Source organism: Thermopolyspora sp. NPDC052614 (assembly GCF_040678635.1).
GTDB lineage: Bacteria > Actinomycetota > Actinomycetes > Streptosporangiales > Streptosporangiaceae > Thermopolyspora.
This window is the reverse complement of the sequence record NZ_JBFATZ010000007.1, coordinates 103030-122496: the sequence shown is the minus strand read 5'-3', so window position 1 is coordinate 122496 and position 19467 is coordinate 103030. Positions and strand designations below refer to the sequence as shown.

The following is a 19467-nucleotide window of genomic DNA, read 5'->3' as shown; positions in this document are numbered from 1 at the left end:
TCCATCGCGAAAGCCAACAGGACTGAACCGGATAAGTACCGTGACGGTAAAATCGGCGTGACGGCACTGTCAAGGCTGGGGGACTGTCCTGTTGCGGCAATGCGCCGAAGTGTTACCAACGTGAAAACGATCAGCCCCGCCGGGGTCTCCCGACGGGGCGTTTTCATGCTGTTTCATGCGGCGTCCGTACGGCGGGCGGCTGCTCGGGGGCCCGCCGCCGCGCACGGCCGTGAAAGTTTCATGGCGAGCAGGGCGCGCCCGCCGCGTCAAGAGGTCGCCGGAGCCTCCGGCGCAGGAGGCCGGTCTCGGCCGACGGATCTTAGGAGCTTACGGGGGTCCTGCCGGTGACCGGGCGGTCGCCGCGCCCCCGCTCGCCGGGGGCCTGGTCGCCGCGCACGCGTCCGTTGCGTCGGTCGTGTGCCCGCTCGCGAGAGCGTTCATGGGACCGCTCGGGGCCGCCGTCACGACGCCCGTCGTGGCGGCCCTCGTGACGTCCCTCGTGGCGGCCTTCATGACGGCCATCCTGGCCATCGTGGGGCCCCTCGGCGGAGCGCTCGTGCGCGGGGCGGTGGCGGCGCGGGCGGCGCTCGCCGATGGGCTCGCGGCGCCGCCGCTTGACCGGGGGCGGCGGCTCCCACACCGGCACGGCCTCGCCGCTCGGCGGCTGCGCCCCCGCGACCTCGGCGAGACGCGGGTGGCCGGGGGTGGCCTTCAGCCGGTGGGGCCGGATGCCGGCGCGGCGGGCCAGGGCGTCGGTGAGGCGCCGCTCGGCGGGCGTGACCAGCGTCATGACCGTGCCCCTGCCGCCGGCGCGAGCCGTACGGCCGCCGCGATGCAGGTAGCTCTTGTGGTCCATCGGCGGATCGACGTGCAGCACGAGGCTGACGTCGTCGACGTGGATGCCGCGCGCGGCCACGTCGGTGGCCACCAGGACGGTGACCCCGCCCTCGCGGAACTCCGACAGGATGCGCGAGCGCAGGTTCTGCCGCTTGCCGCCATGCAGGCCGCCGGCCCGTACGCCGACCCGAGCGAGCTGCTTGACCAGCCGGTCCACGCCGTGCTGGGTGCGTACGAACAGGATGGTGCGGCCCTCGCGGTTGGCGATCTCGGCGGTGACGGCGAACTTGTCGTCCCGGGAGACCTGCACCAGGTGGTGCTCCATCGTCTCCACCGCCGAGGTGGGCGGGTCGATGGAGCGGGTGACGGGCTCGTTGAGGAAGCGCCGCACGAGCCTGTCGACGTCGCCGTCGAGCGTGGCGGAGAACAGCAGCCGCTGGCCGTCGGCGGGCGTCTGTTCGAGCAGCGCGCTGACGACGGGGAAGAAGCCGAGGTCACACATGTGGTCGGCCTCGTCGAGCACGGTGACCCGCACGTCGGCGAGCGAGCACTCGCCCTGCTGGATCAGGTCGGTGAGCCGCCCGGGGGTCGCCACCACGATCTCGACGCCGCGCCGCAGCGCCTCGATCTGGCGGCTCATCGACATGCCGCCGACGACGGCCTTGAAGCGCAGCGACAGCCCGCGCCCGAGCGGCTCAAGCGCGTCGGACACCTGCAGCGCCAGCTCACGGGTGGGCACGAGGATGACGGCGCGGGGACGGCCGGGCGCGGCGCGCTCCCCCGCGACCCTCGCCATCGTGGGCAGGCCGAAGGCGAGCGTCTTGCCCGACCCGGTCTGGCCCCGGCCGAGCACGTCGAGCCCGGCGAGGATGTCGGGGATGGTGGCGGTCTGGATGGGGAACGGGCTGGTGATGCCCTGCCTGGCGAGCGCCGACACCAGCGGCCTGGGCAGGCCGAGCAGCGCGAACTCCGGCGGTCCGGCCGGTGCGGTGGCCGGCAGGGCGTGGGTCGCGGCGCCGTCCTCTCCGGGGTCTCCGGGCTCCGACCGCGGGGCGCTGTCGGACAGGGCGGCGTCAAGCATGGTCACGATGATGCGTGCCTTTCGGTAGAAGGACGATCGCGGCACGTCACTTCTGCGAAAGGACGAGCCGACGTGGCGGGGCTGTGGCCGCGCCACGGAACGGGCATCGGGAGGATGCCGACCCAGGGGTGTCAGAGCACCATAGGTCACGGGTCAAGAACGATTATAACGGCTCAGGGAAGCGCCTCGATCACCTGGGCCGGAAGCACCCCTCGCAAGCGCCTCGGACGGGCATGGCGAACGTCCAGGCGGCCGCGGTTCCGCCGCGACGCCGACCTCGCGGCGGCACTGAGGCCCGGGTACGGCCCGGCCGCGGCGCCCGACCCGGACGCCCTCGTGTCCCCCGTGTTCCGGCCGGGACGAGCCGGACTGCTGCACATCGTGGACGAACACGCCGACGCGCCGTGTGAGCGCCGCAGGATGTCACCGGACCCGCGGTCTCGCCGTGGCGAACCGACGCGTGTGTGAGCGCCACGGATGTCACCGAAGCGCCCTCCCGCGTACGCGGCACGGCCACGGCGGAGGAACGCCGCCGCCCGACGCGCCGACGATCAGACTTTGAACCCCAACATGCGGAGCTGGTCGCGCCCCTCGTCAGTGATCCTGTCGGGGCCCCACGGCGGCAGCCACACCCAGTTGATGCGGACGAGCGCCACGGGTGTCACCGGAGCCGCCCTCCCGCGTACCGGGCACGGCCACGGCGGAGGGATGCCGCCTGACGCGCCGAGGGTCAGACGTTGAACCCGAGCATGCGGAGCTGGTCGCGCCCCTCATCGGTGATCTTGTCGGGGCCCCACGGCGGCAGCCATACCCAGTTGATGCGGACGTCGGAGACCAGTCCCTCCAGGGCGGAGTTGGCCTGGTCCTCGATGACGTCGGTGAGCGGGCAGGCGGCGCTGGTCAGCGTCATGTCGATGGTCGCGACGGGCGCCGCGCCGTCCTGCTCGGCCGGGTCGAGGTTGATGCCGTAGACGAGGCCGAGATCGACGACGTTCACGCCCAGCTCGGGGTCGACGACGTCCTTCAGCGCCTCCAGCACCTCCTCCAGCCTGGTGTCGTCGCCGGCCGCCTCGGCGGTCTCCGGGTTCGCGCCCACCGGTGTCTCCACTGGCTTGCTCACTGGCTCCTCACCACCGCGTCCTTGTATGCCATCCAGGCGAGCAGCGCGCACTTGACGCGCGCCGGGTACTTGGCCACCCCGGCGAACGCCACGGCATCGCCGAGCACGGCCTCGTCGGGCTCGACCTGGCCCCTGCCCTGCATGAGCCGGGTGAACTCGTCCACGACCGACAGCGTCTCCCCGACCGTCGAGCCGGTGGTCAGCTCGTGCAGCACCGAGGCGGCCGCCTGGCTGATCGAGCAGCCCTGCCCCTCGTAGGAGACGTCCTCGACGTGCCGCGTGCCGTCCGCGCCGTCCTTCAGCTTCACCCGCAGGGTGATCTCGTCGCCGCAGGTCGGGTTCACGTGGTGGACCTCGGCGTCGTACGGCTCGCGCAGCCCGCGTCCCTGCGGGTGCTTGTAATGCTCCAGGATCAGCTCCTGGTAGAGCGACTCGGCGATCATGCGAAGACTTTCTTAACGTGATGAAGGCCGCGGACCAGCGCGTCGATCTCGGCCGTGGTGTTGTACAGGTACAACGACACCCGTGTCGTCGCGGGTATTCCGAACCTCAGGTGCAGGGGCCGCGCGCAGTGGTGCCCGACGCGCACCGCGATGCCGAACGCGTCGTCGAGGATCTGCCCCACGTCGTGCGGGTGGATGTCCGGCAGGGTGAAGGAGATCGTGCCGCCCCGGTCGGCGAGGTCGGACGGGCCGATCAGCCGCAGCCCGTCGATCTCCTTGAGCGCGCCGAGCGCGTAGGCGGTGAGCTCGTGCTCGTGCTCGCGGATCGCGTCCATGCCGACGCCGGTGAGGTAGTCCACCGCCGCGCCGAGCCCGACGGCCTCGACGATCGGCGGCGTGCCGGCCTCGAACTTGTGCGGCACCGGCGCGTACGTCGAGCGGTCCATCCAGACCGCCTCGATCATCTCGCCGCCGCCGAGGAACGGGGGCATCGCGTCGAGCAGCTCGCGCCTGCCCCACAGCACGCCGATGCCGGACGGGCCGACCATCTTGTGCCCGGTGAACGCGACGAAGTCCACGCCGAGCGCGGCCACGTCGATGTTCTGGTGCGGCACCGACTGGGAGGCGTCGAGCATCATCAGCGCGCCGACCTCGCGGGCGCGGGCGAGCACCGGCGCGACCGGGTTGACGGTGCCGAGCACGTTGGACTGGTGCACGATCGACACGATCTTGGTGCGCTCGGTGACGAGCTCGGCCAGGCCGGACACATCGAGGCGGCCCTCGTCGGTGACCGGGAACCAGCGCAGGGTGGCGCCGGTGCGCTGGGCGAGCAGCTGCCACGGCACGATGTTGGAGTGGTGCTCCATCTCGGTGATGACGATCTCGTCGCCGGGGCCCATCGCGAACCGCTCGTCGGTGCAGGAGGGGTTGCCGAAGGCGTAGGCGACGAGGTTGAGCGCCTCGGAGGCGTTCTTGGTGAAGACGATCTCGTCGCGGCTCGGCGCGCCGACGAACGCGGCCACCTTGTCCCTGGCGCCCTCGTACGCCTCGGTGGACTCGCTGCCGAGCACGTGCAGGGCGCGGCCCACGTTGCCGTAGTGGGCGGACAGATGCTCGCGCATGGCCTCGATGACCTGCGTGGGCTTCTGTGAGGAATTGCCCGAGTCGAGGTAGACCAGCGGCCGTCCGCCGGGCAGCTCACGCGAGAGGATCGGGAAGTCCTTGCGGATCCTCTCGACGTCGAATGTCGTGCTCATGGCCGCCTCGTCATCTCCCTCGCGCCCGTTCTCGTCCTCGCGTCCCCGCCCGCACACCGGCCCGCGCGGGGACGCGTGTCAACGCCTGACGTCACGCCGACGCCTTGGCGGCCTGCGCGTAGCGCTCGTAGCCCTCGGCCTCCAGGCGGTCGGCGAGCTCCGGGCCACCCTCCTCGACGATCCGCCCACCGGCGAACACGTGCACGAAGTCGGGCTTAACGTAGCGCAGGATGCGCGTGTAGTGGGTGATCAGCAGGACGCCGGTGTCCTTGCCGCCGGTCCCGCCGTCCTCGCCGACCCCCTCGCCGACCCCGCGGAACCGGTTGATGCCCTCGGAGACCACCCGCAGCGCGTCCACGTCGAGGCCGGAGTCGGTCTCGTCCAGGACGGCGATCTTCGGCTTGAGCAGTTCGAGCTGGAGGATCTCGTGGCGCTTCTTCTCCCCGCCGGAGAAGCCCTCGTTCAGGTTGCGCTGCGCGAACGCCGGGTCGATCGCGAGGGCGTCCATGCCGGCCTTGAGCTCCTTGGTGAACTCGCGCAGCTTGGGCGCCTCGCCGCGCACGGCGGTGACGGCCGAGCGCAGAAAGTTGGACACGCTGACGCCGGGAACCTCGACCGGGTACTGCATGGCGAGGAACAGCCCGGCGCGGGCGCGCTCGTCGACGCTCATCTCCAGCAGATCCTCGCCGTCGAGCAGCACCCGGCCGCTCGTGACGGTGTACTTGGGGTGGCCGGCGATCGCGTACGCGAGCGTCGACTTGCCCGAGCCGTTCGGGCCCATGATGGCGTGCGTCTTCCCCGACCGGACGGTCAGCTCGACGCCGTTGAGGATCTGCTTGCCGTCGACGGCGACATGCAGGTCGCGAATCTCCAGGGTGGACACTTAGGAATCTCCATCGTTGTCGAGCGAGACGAGCACGTCATCGCCGTCGATCTTCACTCCATAGACCGGCACGGGCCGGGTGGCCGGCGGGCCGGTGGGCTTGCCGGTGCGGACGTCGAAGCACGAGCCGTGCAGCCAGCACTCCAGGGTGCCGTCGTACACGTCGCCCTCGCTGAGCCGTACGTTGGCGTGGGAGCACACGTCGTGCAGCGCGTGCACCTGGTGCCCCTGGCGGACCAGCGCCACCGGCGTCTCGCCGACCTCGACGCCGAGCACCCCGGAGTCGGGGATGTCGTCGAGGGCGCAGACCTTGACGTACGTCACTTCTCCAGCTCCGCTTCCACCGCGCTCAGCACCCGCTCGCGCAGCTCGGGCACCGAGATGCGCTCGATCAGCTCGCCGAAGAAGCCCATGATGACCAGCCGGCGGGCCTCGTCGTACGGCACGCCCCGGGACTGCAGGTAGAACAGGTGCTCGTCCTCCAGGCGGCCGGAGGCCGAGGCGTGGCCGGCCCCGGCGACCTCGCCGGTGAGGATCTCCAGGTTGGGCACCGAGTCGGCGCGGGCGCCGTCGGTGAGCACCAGGTTGCGGTTGTACTCGTAGGTGTCGGTGCCGGTGGCCTCGGCGCGGATGATGACGTCGCCGATCCACACGGTGTGCGCGTTGTCGCCCTGCAGCGCGCCCTTGTAGGTGACGTGGCTGCGGCAGTTCGGCACGCCGTGGTCGACCAGGAGGCGGTGCTCCAGGTGCTGGCCGGCGTCGGCGAAGTACAGGCCGGTGAGGTCGGCGTCGCCGCCGGGCGCGGTGAAGGTCACCGTGGGGGCGAGCCGTACCAGGTCGCCGCCGAGGGTCGCCACGAACGAGCGGAACACCGAGTCGCGGCCGAGCCGGGCGTGGTGGTGGGAGACGTGCACGGCGTCGTCGTCCCAGTCCTGCAGGCTCACCACCTTGAGCGTCGCGCCGTCGCCGACGACGAACTCGATGTTGTCGGCGTAGACGGCGGTGCCGGTGTGGTCGAGGATGAGCGTCGCCTCGGCCAGTTCGCCCACGTTGATGACGATGTGGCCGTAGGCGGCGCCCTGGCCCTCGCCGCGCAGCTTGACGGTGATCGGCTCGGTGAGCGCCTCGTTCGCCGGGACGGTGACGATCACCGCCTTCTCGAACGACACGTACGCCTGCGCGGCGACGCGGTCGGCGGGCGTGAACGCGCGGCCGACCCGGGGGTCCTCCCGCCCGGCCGAGTCGATCATGACCGGGTCGGGGGCGTTCACCTCGACGGCGACCGTCCCCGACGACACGGCCTTGCCGTTGTGCAGCCCCTTGAGCCGGGACAGGGGGGTGAAGCGCCAGTCCTCCTCGCGGCCGGTCGGCACCGGGAAGTGGCGGTCCAGGTCGTCACCGGCCAGCACCGCCAGGTCCCAGGACGCGGCGTCGCGGCGGGTGGACAGCGGCTTGACGGTCTCCAGGCCCATGGTCAGCCAACCGCTCCTTCCATCTGCAGCTCGATGAGCCGGTTCAGCTCCAGCGCGTACTCCATCGGGAGCTCGCGGGCGATCGGCTCGACGAAGCCGCGCACGATCATCGCCATCGCCTCGTCCTCGTTCAGGCCGCGGCTCATCAGGTAGAACAGCTGGTCCTCGGAGACCTTGGAGACGGTGGCCTCGTGGCCCATGGACACGTCGTCCTCGCGGACGTCCACGTACGGGTAGGTGTCGGAGCGGCTGATCGTGTCGACCAGCAGCGCGTCGCACTTGACGGTGCTGGCGCTGCCCGCCGCGCCCTCCTCGATCTGCACGAGGCCGCGGTAGGAGGTGCGCCCGCCTCCGCGCGCCACCGACTTGGACACGATCGTCGAGGACGTCTTCGGCGCCAGGTGGACCATCTTGGCCCCGGCGTCCTGGTGCTGGCCCTCGCCGGCGAACGCGACCGACAGGGTCTCGCCCTTGGCGTGCTCGCCCATGAGGTAGACGGCCGGGTACTTCATCGTGACCTTCGAGCCGATGTTGCCGTCGATCCACTCCATGGTCGCGCCCTCGTAGGCGACGGCGCGCTTGGTGACCAGGTTGTAGACGTTGTTCGACCAGTTCTGGATGGTCGTGTAGCGGCAGCGCGCGTTCTTCTTCACGATGATCTCCACGACCGCGCTGTGCAGCGAGTCGGAGGAGTAGATCGGCGCGGTGCAGCCCTCGACGTAGTGGACGTAGGAGCCCTCGTCCACGATGATCAGGGTCCGCTCGAACTGGCCCATGTTCTCGGTGTTGATCCGGAAGTAGGCCTGCAGCGGGATCTCCACGTGCACGCCGGGCGGCACGTAGATGAACGACCCGCCGGACCACACGGCCGTGTTGAGCGCGGCGAACTTGTTGTCGCCGACCGGGATCACCGAGCCGAAGTACTCCTTGAAGAGCTCCGGGTGCTCCTTGAGGCCGGTGTCGGTGTCGAGGAAGATGACGCCCTTCTCCTCAAGGTCCGCACGGATCTTGTGGTAGACGACCTCGGACTCGTACTGGGCGGCGACGCCCGCGATGAGCCGCTGCTTCTCGGCCTCGGGGATGCCCAGCTTGTCGTAGGTGTTCTTGATGTCCGGGGGCAGCTCGTCCCAGGACGCGGCCTGCTTCTCGGTGGAGCGGACGAAGTACTTGATGTTGTCGAAGTCGATGCCGGAGAGGTCGGAACCCCAGGTCGGCAGGGGCTTCTTCTCGAACAGGCGAAGGCCCTTCAGCCGCAGGTCGAGCATCCACTCCGGCTCGTTCTTCAGCTCGGAGATGTTGCGAACGACCTCCTCGGACAGGCCTCGGCGCGCAGCGGCGCCGGCGGCGTCGGGGTCGGCCCAGCCGAACTTGTAGTTCCCGAGGCCTGCCAGCTCCGGGCGGTCGGTGACAGTCACCCTCCGGTCTCCTTGCTCTTGTCCGTAGGCGTGCTTGCGTGATCTATCGCGCGTGCCGGGCACGCGCCCCTGGGTCTGCTCACTGGTTGTCGTCTGTGTCGTCAGGTGTCGTCGTCAGATGTCGGCGTCCGGTCGCCGCGCCTGTTTGTTCCGTACGGCCAGCGCGTGCGGGCTGACGTGGGTGGTGCACACCCCGTCGCCGTGGGCGATGGTCGCCAGCCGCTGCACGGGGGTGCCGAGCAGGCGCGCGAACGCCTCGGTCTCGGCCTCGCACAGCTCCGGGAACTCGGCCGCGACGTGCGCCACCGGGCAGTGGTGCTGGCACAGCTGCTCGCCGCCGGACTGGGCCTGGCTGGAGGACGCGGCGTATCCGTCGGCGGACAGCGCCTGCGCGAGCATGCGCACCCGCTGCTCGACGGGCACCTCGCGCATCGCGGGCGCGAGCCGCTCGACGAGCCCGGCCACCTGGGAGCGCGCGAACTCCGTCACCGCGTGCTTGCCGATACGCTCGGCCAGGAAGCGCAGCGCGCTCCCGGCCAGGTCGTCGTAGGCGTGCTCGAAGGCGCTGCGGCCCGCGTCGGTGATCGCGAACAGCTTCGCCGGCCTGCCGCGCCCCCGCTGGCCTCGCGGCCGGGCGGTACGCGGCTCGATCATGCCCTCGGCCAGCAGCGCGTCGAGGTGACGGCGCACGGCTGCGGGGGTCAGGCCGAGCCGCTCGCCGAGCGCGGCGGCGGTGATCGGCCCGTGCTCCAGGATCAGCCGGGCGACACGCGCGCGGGTCCCGCGCTCGTTCCCCCCGGTCGGCCCCTGCGGTGCCAGGGCGGCGGGAACGCCATCGAGCACGCCGGACGGCCGCGCGTCCGCGGTCTCCTGCCTGCCCTGCTTCATTCCCGCCATGTTTTTCACAACATCAGTGTGGCGTAATTCCTTCCCGCAACACAAACCCTCGCGCGAGATCCTTGAAATGACGTACATCACGCAGGCAAGGCTTACCTAAGCTCTGGCGGACGGGCCTGGAGGAGCCGGATCGGCGGCCCCCACAGCACCGGTTATCCCTCGGTAAGGCCGGTGAGTCCGTATCATTCGCGCTGTGTCCTATCCACAGGGCCCCGGCCCGCACCTCCCCTCCCCGCCGTACGGGGGCGTGCCCGGCCGCCTGTCGGGCGCGCGTCAGGCCGTCAGCGTCGTGTGGGCGTTGGCGCCCCTCTACACGTTCGGCCTGCTGACCTTCGCGGTGGTCGCCAGCGCCGCCATCCGGTTACGCAGCCTGTTCCAGGCGATGGCGGTGATCTTCTACTTCACCCTGATGATCCTGGGGCTCATCGCCTCGGACCACGATTACGCCCTGTCCGAAGCGTTCTTCGCGATCGCGTGGCTCACCAACATGATCGGCGGCCTGGTGCACACCCTCCTCATCCGGCAGTCGGTCTTCATGCCCAGGTCCGCCCGCGCCGCTCACCGCCACGCCGCGCCGCACGCGTGGCCGCCTCGGCCGGTGGCCCCCGCCCCCCAGGCTCCGTTCCCCGCCCACCCGGCGGCGGCCCCTCTCCCAATGGCGACGCCGTTCACCGTCCCCACGAATTCCGGTCCGCACGCACCGGCACCCCACGCACCGGCACCCCACACTCCGGCGCCTCATGCACCGGGGTCCCACTCCCCCGCGCGGCACTCGTGGCCCACGCCCCCCGGCCCGCCCTCTCCCGGCCCGCGCGACTGGACCCCCTCGCCCAATCAGGCGGCATGGGGCCCCGCGACGCCGCCGCCCCAGGGCCCGCCCAGGCGGCTGGGGCAGTACCTGCTTCTTGACAAGATCGGCGAGGGCGGTCAGGGCACGGTCTACCTGGCCCAGCATCCGGACGGCACGCGCGTGGCCCTGAAGGTGCTGCACCACCGCGTCAGCGAGCGAGAACGCGAGACATTCATCCGGGAGGTCACCGCGGCGCGGCGGGTGCCGTCCTACTCGACCGCCCGGATCATCGACGCGGGGGTGATGGACGGCTCCGCCTACATCGTGAGCGAGTACGTCGCGGGCTCCTCGCTGGAGCGGCAGGTGCGGAAGGAGGGCCCGATGAGCGGGGACAGCCTGATCCGCCTCGCCATCGCCACCTCGGGGGCGCTGGCGGCGATCCACCGGGCCGGAATCGTGCACCGCGACTTCAAGCCGGCGAACGTGCTGCTCGCCCCGGACGGGCCCCGGGTCATCGACTTCGGCCTCGCCAAGGCGCTGGACCAGGGCACCACCACGGCGGGCATCAAGGGCACCCCGCTCTACATGTCCCCCGAGCAGATCAACGGCGAGTCGATCGGACCGGCGTCGGACATATTCAGCTGGGGCTCGACCATGATCTACGGCGGCACCGGCCGGATCGCGTTCAACGGGTCGAACCCGTACCAGGTGCTCCACCAGATCATGACCAAGGAGCCCGACCTGTCCGGCCTGCCCGGACCCCTGGTGCGGCCGATCGCCGCCTGCCTGGACAAGGACCCCCGCAACCGCCCGAAGGCGTCCGAGTTGATCGCCGCCATCACGGGGTGACCCCGCCGCTCGGCCCCGCCGCGGCCGCGATGTCGCAAAGGGTCTCGAAAGGTCTCGAAAGGTCTCGAAAGGTCGCAAAGGGTCTAGAGAGGGGTCTCAGGCGGGATCTCGGGCAGGGCGATCACGGCGAACGGCGCCGACTGCGGGTCGGCCAGGACCGAGAAGCGGCCGACCGGGACGCTGCGCGGCGGCGCCAGGATCGTGCCGCCGATCCGCTCGGCGCGGGCCGTGACGGCGTCGGTGTCGGTGACGCAGAAATAGACCAGCCAGTGCGGAGGCGCTTCGGGCGGGTGGACGGCGCTCATCGGCACCGCTCCCGCGACGGAGTGGTCGTCGGCGAGGAACTCGGTGTACGGCGCGCCGCCCATGTCGCTGGTGCGGGACTGCCAGCCGAAGATCCTGGTGTAGAAGTCCCTTGCCGCCGCGACGTCGCGGGTCGTGAGCTCGTTCCAGCACACCGTCCCCGGCTCGTTGATCAACTCGGCGCCGACGTGCCGACCCGCCTGCCAGACCGAGAAGAACGCCCCGCAGGGATCCTGGAAGACCGCCATCACGCCCTGATCGAAGATGGGCATCGGCTCCATGACCACCGTGCCGCCGCACGCCCCGACCTTGGCCGCGGTCCCGGCCGCGTCCCGGGTCGCGAAGTAGGTGTTCCACGCGGACGCCGACTCGGTGAAGGTGGGGCCGATCCCCGCGACGCGCCGGCCGCGCAGAAAGAACTGCCCGTAGCCGCCGGCGTCGGCGCGGTCGTCGAACTCCACGTCCCAGCCCAGCATCTCGCCGTAGAAGGCGGCTGCGGCCTTGACGTCGGTGGTCGACAGATCCGCCCAGCAGGGAACGCCGGGCTGGTACCCGGCCCTATCTGACATCGGCGCAACCCCCTCCTGGCCCCATCGCTCCCGGCCCATCGCTGCCCCATCGCTCCGGCACCACGCTCCGGCACCGTCGCTCCGGCACCACGCTCCGGCACCGTCGCTCCGGCACCGTCGCTCCGGCTCGCGCCGGGACGCCTACCCGCAGTCTCGGGCTCAACGCCTCCCAACGTTGCACGTAAATGCGCCCAAATCATCGACTTGACGCGGATATTCGAAGAGATTTACCGCTAATCGCCCTTATATGCGCTTGCCCAGCAGACGCCCGCCACCGCGCCCGATCGTGGGCCGATTGTGGCCCGGTCGTGGCGCGGTCGTGGCCCGGTCATGGCCAGGTGGTGGCACGACGTGCCCGCAACACCCGCCACGCAACGGCGGAAGCGCCATCGGCACTCCCTAGACTCGTGGCATGAGTTCCCCTGCCGTCGAGGTCGTCGATCTGGTCAAGCGGTACGGCCGTGCCACCGCCGTCGACGGCCTGACCTTCGCCGCGGAACCCGGCGCGGTCACCGCGATCCTCGGCCCCAACGGCGCGGGCAAGACCACCACGATCGAGATCTGCGAGGGCTTCCGGCGGGCGGACGGCGGCACGGTCCGGGTGCTCGGCCTGCCCCCGTCCCGTCCCGAACTGCGCGCCCGCGTCGGCGTGATGCCCCAGACCGGGGGCGTGCCGCCGGCGATGCGCGGCGGCGAGTGGCTGCGCCTGGTCGCCCGCTTCCACGCCCATCCGCTCGACCCGGCCGCGCTGCTGGACCGCCTCGGCCTCACCGCCTGCGCGCGCACGCCGTACCGCAGGCTCTCCGGCGGCCAGCAGCAGCGGCTGTCGCTGGCCGCCGCCGTGATCGGCCGCCCCGAGCTGGTGTTCCTCGACGAGCCCACCGCGGGCATGGACCCGCAGGCCCGGCACGCCTGCTGGGACATGGTCGCCGCGCTGCGCGAGGCGGGCGTCTCGATCGTGCTCACCACGCACTTCATGGACGAGGCCGAGAAGCTCTCCGACCACGTCCTGATCATTGATCACGGCCGGGTGGTCGCCGAGGGCACCCCCGCCGAGCTCACCGGCGCCGAACGCCAGCTCCGCTTCCGCGCCCGCCCCGGCCTCAACCTCGACGAGCTGCTCGCCGCCCTGCCCGGCGGCAGCGCGGCCAAGGAGTCCCCGGCAGGGCACTACATCATCGAGGGCCAGGTCGGCCCCGAGCTGCTGGCCACGGTCACCGCCTGGTGCGCCACCGAGGGCGTCACCACCGAGGACCTCAGCATCGAACGCCGCACCCTGGAGGACGTCTTCCTCGAACTCACCGGCCGCGAGCTGCGATGACCCCATCGGCCGCCGCCTGCTCGCCCCGACGCGAACCGCACATCAGGAGAGACCCGTGACGACGCTTGACTTCACCCCCGCGCCCGGCGCGGCGCCGCTGCCGCGCATGGTGGCCGCGCAGACGGGGGCGGAGGTGCGGGGCGTGCTCCGCAACGGCGAGCAGCTCCTCCTCACCATGATCATCCCGATCCTGGTGCTGGTCGGCTTCTCCGCCGCGCCGCTGCTGCAGGTCGAGGGCAGCCGGGTGGACCACGTGGCCCCGGGCGTGCTCGCCCTGGCGATCATGTCCACGGCGTTCACCGGCCAGGCGATCGCGACCGGTTTCGAGCGCCGGTACGGCGTGCTCAAACGCCTCGGCGCGACCCCGCTGTCCCGCCCCGGCCTCATGCTCGCAAAGACGCTCGCGGTCGTCGCCGTGGAGGTCGTCCAGGTGGTCGTGATCTCCGCCGTCGCCTTCGCCCTGGGCTGGCGGCCAGCCGCCGGCGGCTGGCCGTCCGCCGCCCTGCTCATCCTGCTCGGCACCGCCGCCTTCAGCGGCCTCGGCCTGCTCATGGCCGGAACCCTGCGCGCCGAGGCCACCCTCGCCGCCGCCAACCTCGTCTACCTCGTCCTGCTGGGCGTCGGGGGCGTCGTCTTCCCCGTCGACCGCTTCCCCGAGGGGGTGCAGGGCGTCCTGGATCTGTTGCCGATCACCGCGCTGTCCACCGGTCTGCGCTCGGTCCTGGCCGACGGCGGCGGCTTTCCCGCCGCGCAGTCCCTGATCCTGCTCGTCTGGGCCGCGGTCACGTTGGCCCTGGCCGCCCGCACCTTCCGCTGGGAGTGACCGGCCGCCGGGCCCGGCGGCCCGCGGGCGGGGGGCGTCGAAATGCGCCGTTTTGTGGCCGGGTACGCTGACGTCTCGGCGTTGATCCGGCGGGGGACGATCTGGCGGGGGTGGGCATGACGGCGTCGGCGTGGTCGGGCGAGCCGTACCGCGAGGGACGGATCCGGCCGGGTGCGTTGCTGCGGGCGGCGTCGGACGCGATCCCGCCGCCGGGGCTGGTGCTGCTGGCCATCATGTCGGTCCAGCTCGGCGCGGGCCTGGCCAAGAACCTGTTCGCGCAGCTTCCGCCGAGCTCGGTGGTGTTCCTGCGGATCGCGGCGGGCGCGCTGATCCTCGGGCTGATGGCCCGGCCGCGACTGCGCGGCCTGAGCCGCCGGGACCTGGGCGTCGGGATCGCGTTCGGGGCGACGCTCGGCCTGATGAACCTCACCTTCTACGAGGCGCTGGCCCGCCTGCCGATCGGCATCGCCGTGGCCATCGAGTTCCTCGGCCCGCTCGGCGTCGCCGTGGCGGCGTCCCGGCGGCGGCTCGACCTGCTGTGGGTGGCGCTGGCGGGCACCGGGGTGCTGCTGCTCGCCCCCGGCGGCGAGGGGCGGGTGAGCTGGGCCGGGATCGGCTTCGCGCTGCTCGCGGCGGTGTTCTGGGCCGCCTACATCCTGCTCTCGGCGGCCACGGGCAGCCGCTTCCCCGGCACCACCGGCCTCGCCTTCGCGATGATGGTCTCCGTGGTCCTGGCCGCTCCGATCGGCGTCGCCACCGGCGGCGCGGCCCTGCTCAGCCCCGAGATCCTGCTGCTGGGCATGGGCGTGGGCCTGCTGTCGTCGGTCATCCCGTACTCGATCGAGCTGGAGGCCCTGCGCCGCATGCCGAAGAACGTGTTCGGCATCCTGATGAGCCTGGAGCCCGCAGCCGCGGCCCTGGTCGGCCTGGTCATCCTCGGCGAGGTGCTGGACATCCGCGAATGGGCCGCCATCGCCTGCGTGGTGGCCGCCTCCCTCGGCTCGACCCGCACCGCCCGCGCCTGAACGGTCGCACGCGGCGGCGCAGGCGGGGGTCCCTTCGGACGCCGACCCGGATGTCGCCGACGCCCGAGCGCTCCGCCGGGGCGGTCACGCCTCGCCGGACGCCCGCGTCGCCGGATCGGGCCGCGCGGACCCCGGCGGCTCGGGACGGTTGGCCCAGATGCCGCGTACGTGGTCGAGGTGGTGGTTCATGGTTGCGCGGGCGGCCTCGGCGTCGCCGCGGACGAGGGCGTCCAGGAGGGTCAGGTGCTCGCGGGCCGAGTCGGCGAGCAGGCCGCGCTCGGACAGGGCGCGCAGGCCGCTGAGGCGGGCGCGGTGGCGCAGCTCGCGGGTGACGGCGACCAGGTGGGAGTTGCCGGACAGGGCGAGCAGGTCGAGGTGGAAACGCAGGTCGGCGTTGACGTAGACGAGCAGGTCGCCCCGGTCGGCGGCCTCGGCGATCTCGGCGGCGAGGGGACGGAGGCGCTCGAATTCGGCGGCCCTGGAGGCGTCGGCCAGGGCGGCGACCGTGGGCACCTCGATCAGGCGGCGCAGCTCGGTGAGCTCGTCGAGGTCGCGGTCGGACAGCTCGGTGACCCGGAAGCCCTTGTTGCGCACGGCCTCGACCAGCCCCTCCTTGGCCAGGTCGAGCATCGCCTCGCGCACCGGCGTCGCCGAGACGCCGAACTGGGCGGCGAGCGCGGGCGCGGAGTAGACCATGCCCGAGCGCATCTCGCCGGCGATCAGGGCGTTGCGCAGCGCCTGCGCCACCTGTTCGCGCAGGCTCTGACGGCCCCCGACCATCGGCAGGTCGAGCCGGTCGCCGGCTCCAGTGGTCATCCGCCGAGTCCCCCTTCCGCTCCGAACGGGGCCGGAGCACCGGCCCACGCCTCGTAGGCGGCCGACGCCACCCCGAGATCCTCCCAGGCCATTGCGACGCTGATGAACACGAGCGGCCCCGGCCCCGGTCGGCGCCGCTGCGGCGTGCGCGGATCCATCACGGCGTCCACGCCGGCTCCTCCTCTGATCGATGATCGTCTGCGCCCCTCACTCACTCGTGCCGCCTCATCTCTGCGGCCCCCATCGTGCCGCCTCACCTGTGCCGGGTCCTGGCGCGTGTTCCGGGTCGCGCCGGGGCCGTCGCAGGCGACGCTCGTCCGGCTCGGGCCCCGCCCGAGTCCGGTCTTCTTCCAGGCGGTCCCACGACACCCATCTCCGGCCTATCTCAGCGTGAAGCCGGTGCCGAGAGGGTCGTCCGGATCGAGGGTGAAGCGGTGCTCGCCGGTGCGGTAGGCCATGCCCTCGATCTCGGGGATGATCGCCTCGCCTTCCACCCGCGCCACGCGTGCGGTGAAGAACGTCCCGACGATGCTCTCGTGGCGGAGCTCGCCGGTGAAGCCGTCGGCGTGCAGCAGGGCGAGACGGGCCGCCGTGCCCGATCCGCAGGGCGAGCGATCGACCTCGCCGTCGGCGAAGACGGTCACGTTGCGCTGGTGGCCGGGGGCGACCTCCTCGTGAAAGATCACCCCATAGATGCCGGACAGGCGGGGATCGCCGCGATGGGTGGCGGCGGGATGATCCACCAGAGCGTGTTTGATCATACGGCCACGGGCGACCAGCGCGGCGAGATCCCCGGGCGTCACCGTGTGACCGAATGCGGACGCCGGGACGACGGCGTAGAGGGCCCCGCCGTACGCGATGTCCACCGTCACGCCGGTCAGGCCGGGGCCGTCGAGGGGGACCGAGCGGGCCACGACGTACGAGGGCACGTTGCGGAAGACGACCGACTCGACGCGTCCGCGCCTGCAGACGACGATCGCGCTCACCCGGCCGGACGGGACGTCGATGATCACCTCGGTCGGGCCGTCCGGGTCCGGCCGCACCAGGCCGGTCCGCACGGCGTGGACGCCCAGGGCGATGGTGCCGTGGCCGCAGGCGGTGGAGTAGCCGTCCTTGTGCCAGAACAGCGCGCCCAGGTGGGCGCCGGGGTCGTCCGGCGGGACCAGGAAACAGCCGTACATGTCGGCGTGTCCGCGCGGCTCGTGGCACAGCAGCCGCCGTACCCGGTCGATCTCCTCCGAACCGGCCGCGGTCTCCCGGCGGTCCAGCACGGTCGCGCCGGGGATCGGCGGCGCTCCCCCGACGACGACGCGGAACGGCTCCCCCGCCGTGTGGTAGTCGACCGTCTCGATCACCGTCTCAGTCACCGGCTCGGTCACCGGGTCGATCGGCGGCTCGGCGGCGCGGGCGCTCACAGGAGGAATCCTTCGGGGAAGGGGTCGGTCGGGTCGAGGAAGTACTGAGCGGTGCCGGTCACCCAGGCGCGGCCGGTGATCGTGGGGACGACCGCCGGAACCCCCGCGACCTCGGTCTCCTCGACGAGGCGGCCGGTGAAGCGGGTGCCGATGAACGACTCGTTGACGAAGTCGGCCCCGAGCGGGAGCTCGCCCCGGGCGTGGAGCTGCGCCATGCGGGCGCTGGTGCCGGTGCCGCACGGGGAGCGGTCGAACCAGCCGGGGTGGATGGCCATCGCGTGCCGGGAGTATCGGGCGTCGGAGCCGGGGGCGACGAACTGCACGTGGTGGCAGCCGCGGATGCGCGGATCGACGGGGTGGACGGGGTCGGCCTGCTCGTTGATCGCGGCCATGATCGCGAGTCCGGCGTCGAGGATGCGCCGGCCTTGCGAGCGTTCGAAGGGCACGCCGATCGCCTCGATGGGGACGATCGCGTAGAAGTTGCCGCCGTACGCCAGGTCGTAGCCGATCTCCCCCAGGCCGGACACCTTGACGGTCCGGTCGAGGGCGACGCTGAACGACGGCACGTTCCGGATCGTCACCGACCGGGCCGCGCCGTCCTCGACGGCGACGGACGCGACGACCAGCCCGGCCGGGGTGTCGAGCCGGATCGTCGTCACCGGCTCGGTCACCTCGACCATGCCGGTCTCCACCAGCACCGTCGCCACGCCGATCGTGCCGTGGCCGCACATCGGCAGGCAGCCCGACACCTCGATGTACAGCACCCCGTGGTCGGCGTCCGGCCGGGTCGGCGGCTGGAGGATGGCGCCGCTCATCGCCGAGTGGCCGCGCGGCTCGTACATGAGCAGCCTTCTGATGTGGTCCATCTCGGCCATGAAGTGCTCACGCCGCTCGGCCATCGTCGCGCCCGGGATGACGCCGACGCCGCCGACGATCACCCGGGTGGGCATGCCCTCGGTGTGCGAGTCCACCGCGTGGAAGATCCTCCGGCTACGCATGGGCCCTCCTCGGCGTGGTCCACGCGGCCATCGCGCCGGGCCTCATCGCAGCCCCTCGGCGAGGGCCTTCTCCGTGGCGGCGCGGACGGCGGCGTCCTGCTCCGGGTTGAGCGCCCGGCGGGGCGGCCGGCAGGGGCCGCCGTATCGGCCGACGAGGTCCATGGCGAGTTTGATCGCCTGGACGAACTCGGGTTTGGCGTCCCAGCGCAGCAGGGGGTGGAGGGTGCGGTAGAGCGGAAGCGCGGTGTCGAGGGCGCGGGCGACGCTCGCGCGGTAGAGGGCGACGGACGCCTCGGGGAGGGCGTTGGCGAAGCCCGCGATCCAGCCGACGGCCCCGGCGATGCCGAGTTCCAGGACCACGTCGTCGGAGCCGACGAGCAGGTCGAGGCCGGGGGCGAGCTCGGCGATCTCGTAGGCGCGCCGTACGTCGCCGGTGAACTCCTTGACGCCGACGATCAGGCCCGCGGCGTGCAGGCGGGCGAGCAGGGGCGGTGTCAGGTCGACCTTGGTGTCGATGGGGTTGTTGTACGCGACGACGGGCAGGCCCGCCGAGGCGACCTCGGCGTAATGCTCCATGACCGCCTCCGGGTCGGCGCGGTAGGCGTTCGGCGGCAGCAGCATCACGGCACGGCAGCCCACGTCGGCCGCCTGCCGTGCCCAGCGCAGCGCCTCGGCCGAGCCGTAGGCGGCCACGCCGGGCATGACCCGGTCGCCGCCCACCGCCTCGACGGCGGTCTCGACGACACGCGCCCGCTCCTCGGGGGTGAGGGTCTGGTACTCGCCGAGCGACCCGTTGGGCACCACCCCGTCGCAGCCGTGCTCAACCAGTCGGCGGCAGTGCGCGGCGTAGGCGTCGTAGTCGGGGGTGAGGTCGGCGCGCAGCGGCAGCGCGGTCGCCACCATCACGCCGTGCCAGGGCTCACGGGGTTTCGGTGTGGAGGTGGTCACGACGGCTCCTTCTCACTGGGGCGGAGGGATGTCCGGGTACTGCTGCTCCGGGGATCGCTGTTCCGGGGACGGCGGATGCAGCCGTTCAGGGGGTTGTGCCGGGGAGGAGGGTGTCTCGTCCGGCCGGGACCGCGGCTCCACATGCGACCGCTCGTCGAAACGCGGTGGCGCATGCCGCCCTTGAGCAGGCTCCGAACCCGGAACCT

19 protein-coding genes and 1 pseudogene are annotated in these 19467 nt (G+C 72.0%); 4 read left to right on the top strand and 16 right to left on the bottom strand.

Going from position 1 to position 19467, the window contains the following annotated elements; all coding sequences use genetic code 11:
• Positions 1–319: 319 nt before the first annotated feature.
• The 10 genes and pseudogenes from AB0K60_RS17365 to AB0K60_RS17320 form a co-directional block, all read right to left on the bottom strand.
• The gene (locus AB0K60_RS17365) at positions 320–1918 is read right to left on the bottom strand and encodes a DEAD/DEAH box helicase (RefSeq protein WP_364055151.1); all 1599 of its coding nucleotides are present in this window, start codon (positions 1916–1918) and stop codon (positions 320–322) included.
• Positions 1919–2469: 551 nt separating this feature from the next.
• A pseudogene (locus tag AB0K60_RS17360) lies at positions 2470–2565 on the bottom strand (metal-sulfur cluster assembly factor); the annotation flags it as partial.
• Positions 2566–2648: 83 nt separating this feature from the next.
• On the bottom strand, positions 2649–2966 hold the full coding sequence (locus AB0K60_RS17355; protein ID WP_364055845.1) for a metal-sulfur cluster assembly factor: 318 nt from the start codon (positions 2964–2966) through the stop codon (positions 2649–2651).
• A 68-nt stretch (positions 2967–3034) separates the two neighbouring features.
• Positions 3035–3481: a Fe-S cluster assembly sulfur transfer protein SufU gene (sufU, locus tag AB0K60_RS17350; protein ID WP_364055148.1), complete on the bottom strand. Its 447-nt coding sequence runs from the start codon at positions 3479–3481 to the stop codon at positions 3035–3037.
• Positions 3478–4737: a cysteine desulfurase gene (locus tag AB0K60_RS17345; protein ID WP_364055145.1), complete on the bottom strand. Its 1260-nt coding sequence runs from the start codon at positions 4735–4737 to the stop codon at positions 3478–3480. Before AB0K60_RS17345 ends, sufU begins: the two co-directional genes overlap by 4 nt.
• Before the next feature lie 91 nt (positions 4738–4828).
• Entirely contained in the window at positions 4829–5620 is a 792-nt protein-coding gene (gene sufC, locus AB0K60_RS17340) for a Fe-S cluster assembly ATPase SufC (protein ID WP_364055142.1), read from the bottom strand.
• Positions 5621–5944, bottom strand: a complete 324-nt coding sequence (locus tag AB0K60_RS17335) for a non-heme iron oxygenase ferredoxin subunit (protein ID WP_364055139.1) — start codon at positions 5942–5944, stop codon at positions 5621–5623.
• Complete coding sequence (gene sufD / locus AB0K60_RS17330) at positions 5941–7092, bottom strand: Fe-S cluster assembly protein SufD (RefSeq protein ID WP_364055136.1); 1152 nt, start codon at positions 7090–7092, stop codon at positions 5941–5943. Before sufD ends, AB0K60_RS17335 begins: the two co-directional genes overlap by 4 nt.
• A gap of 2 nt (positions 7093–7094) precedes the next feature.
• Positions 7095–8507 (bottom strand): Fe-S cluster assembly protein SufB, encoded by a 1413-nt coding sequence (gene sufB / locus AB0K60_RS17325; protein WP_364055133.1) that lies wholly within the window; start codon positions 8505–8507, stop codon positions 7095–7097.
• 114 nt (positions 8508–8621) lie between these two features.
• A complete protein-coding gene (locus tag AB0K60_RS17320) occupies positions 8622–9395 on the bottom strand; it encodes a metalloregulator ArsR/SmtB family transcription factor (protein WP_364055130.1) in 774 nt (257 codons plus the stop codon).
• 202 nt (positions 9396–9597) lie between these two features.
• Between AB0K60_RS17320 and AB0K60_RS17315 the strand changes: the two genes are divergently transcribed.
• Positions 9598–11043 (top strand): serine/threonine-protein kinase, encoded by a 1446-nt coding sequence (locus AB0K60_RS17315; RefSeq protein WP_364055127.1) that lies wholly within the window; start codon positions 9598–9600, stop codon positions 11041–11043.
• 83 nt (positions 11044–11126) lie between these two features.
• Here the strand turns inward: AB0K60_RS17315 and AB0K60_RS17310 are convergent, their stop codons facing one another.
• Positions 11127–11915 (bottom strand): VOC family protein, encoded by a 789-nt coding sequence (locus tag AB0K60_RS17310; protein WP_364055124.1) that lies wholly within the window; start codon positions 11913–11915, stop codon positions 11127–11129.
• Positions 11916–12327: 412 nt separating this feature from the next.
• Here AB0K60_RS17310 and AB0K60_RS17305 point away from each other — a divergent pair, with 412 nt between their 5' ends.
• The 3 genes from AB0K60_RS17305 to AB0K60_RS17295 all read left to right on the top strand — a co-directional run bounded on the left by AB0K60_RS17305 (position 12328) and on the right by AB0K60_RS17295 (position 15084).
• On the top strand, positions 12328–13236 hold the full coding sequence (locus AB0K60_RS17305; protein WP_364055121.1) for an ABC transporter ATP-binding protein: 909 nt from the start codon (positions 12328–12330) through the stop codon (positions 13234–13236).
• A gap of 106 nt (positions 13237–13342) precedes the next feature.
• Complete coding sequence (locus tag AB0K60_RS17300) at positions 13343–14059, top strand: ABC transporter permease (protein WP_364055842.1); 717 nt, start codon at positions 13343–13345, stop codon at positions 14057–14059.
• Between the two features lie 116 nt (positions 14060–14175).
• Positions 14176–15084 (top strand): EamA family transporter, encoded by a 909-nt coding sequence (locus AB0K60_RS17295; RefSeq protein WP_364055118.1) that lies wholly within the window; start codon positions 14176–14178, stop codon positions 15082–15084.
• Between the two features lie 84 nt (positions 15085–15168).
• Here the strand turns inward: AB0K60_RS17295 and AB0K60_RS17290 are convergent, their stop codons facing one another.
• The 5 genes from AB0K60_RS17290 to AB0K60_RS17270 form a co-directional block, all read right to left on the bottom strand.
• Complete coding sequence (locus tag AB0K60_RS17290; RefSeq protein ID WP_364055115.1) at positions 15169–15900, bottom strand: GntR family transcriptional regulator; 732 nt, start codon at positions 15898–15900, stop codon at positions 15169–15171.
• Positions 15897–16070, bottom strand: a complete 174-nt coding sequence (locus tag AB0K60_RS17285; RefSeq protein WP_364055112.1) for a hypothetical protein — start codon at positions 16068–16070, stop codon at positions 15897–15899. Before AB0K60_RS17285 ends, AB0K60_RS17290 begins: the two co-directional genes overlap by 4 nt.
• Positions 16071–16280: 210 nt before the next feature.
• Positions 16281–17315, bottom strand: a complete 1035-nt coding sequence (locus AB0K60_RS17280; protein WP_364055109.1) for a proline racemase family protein — start codon at positions 17313–17315, stop codon at positions 16281–16283.
• Positions 17312–18313: a proline racemase family protein gene (locus AB0K60_RS17275; RefSeq protein WP_364055106.1), complete on the bottom strand. Its 1002-nt coding sequence runs from the start codon at positions 18311–18313 to the stop codon at positions 17312–17314. The genes AB0K60_RS17280 and AB0K60_RS17275 overlap by 4 nt, the downstream gene beginning before the upstream one ends.
• Positions 18314–18355: 42 nt before the next feature.
• Positions 18356–19261, bottom strand: a complete 906-nt coding sequence (locus AB0K60_RS17270) for a dihydrodipicolinate synthase family protein (RefSeq protein WP_364055103.1) — start codon at positions 19259–19261, stop codon at positions 18356–18358.
• Positions 19262–19467 lie beyond the last annotated feature (206 nt).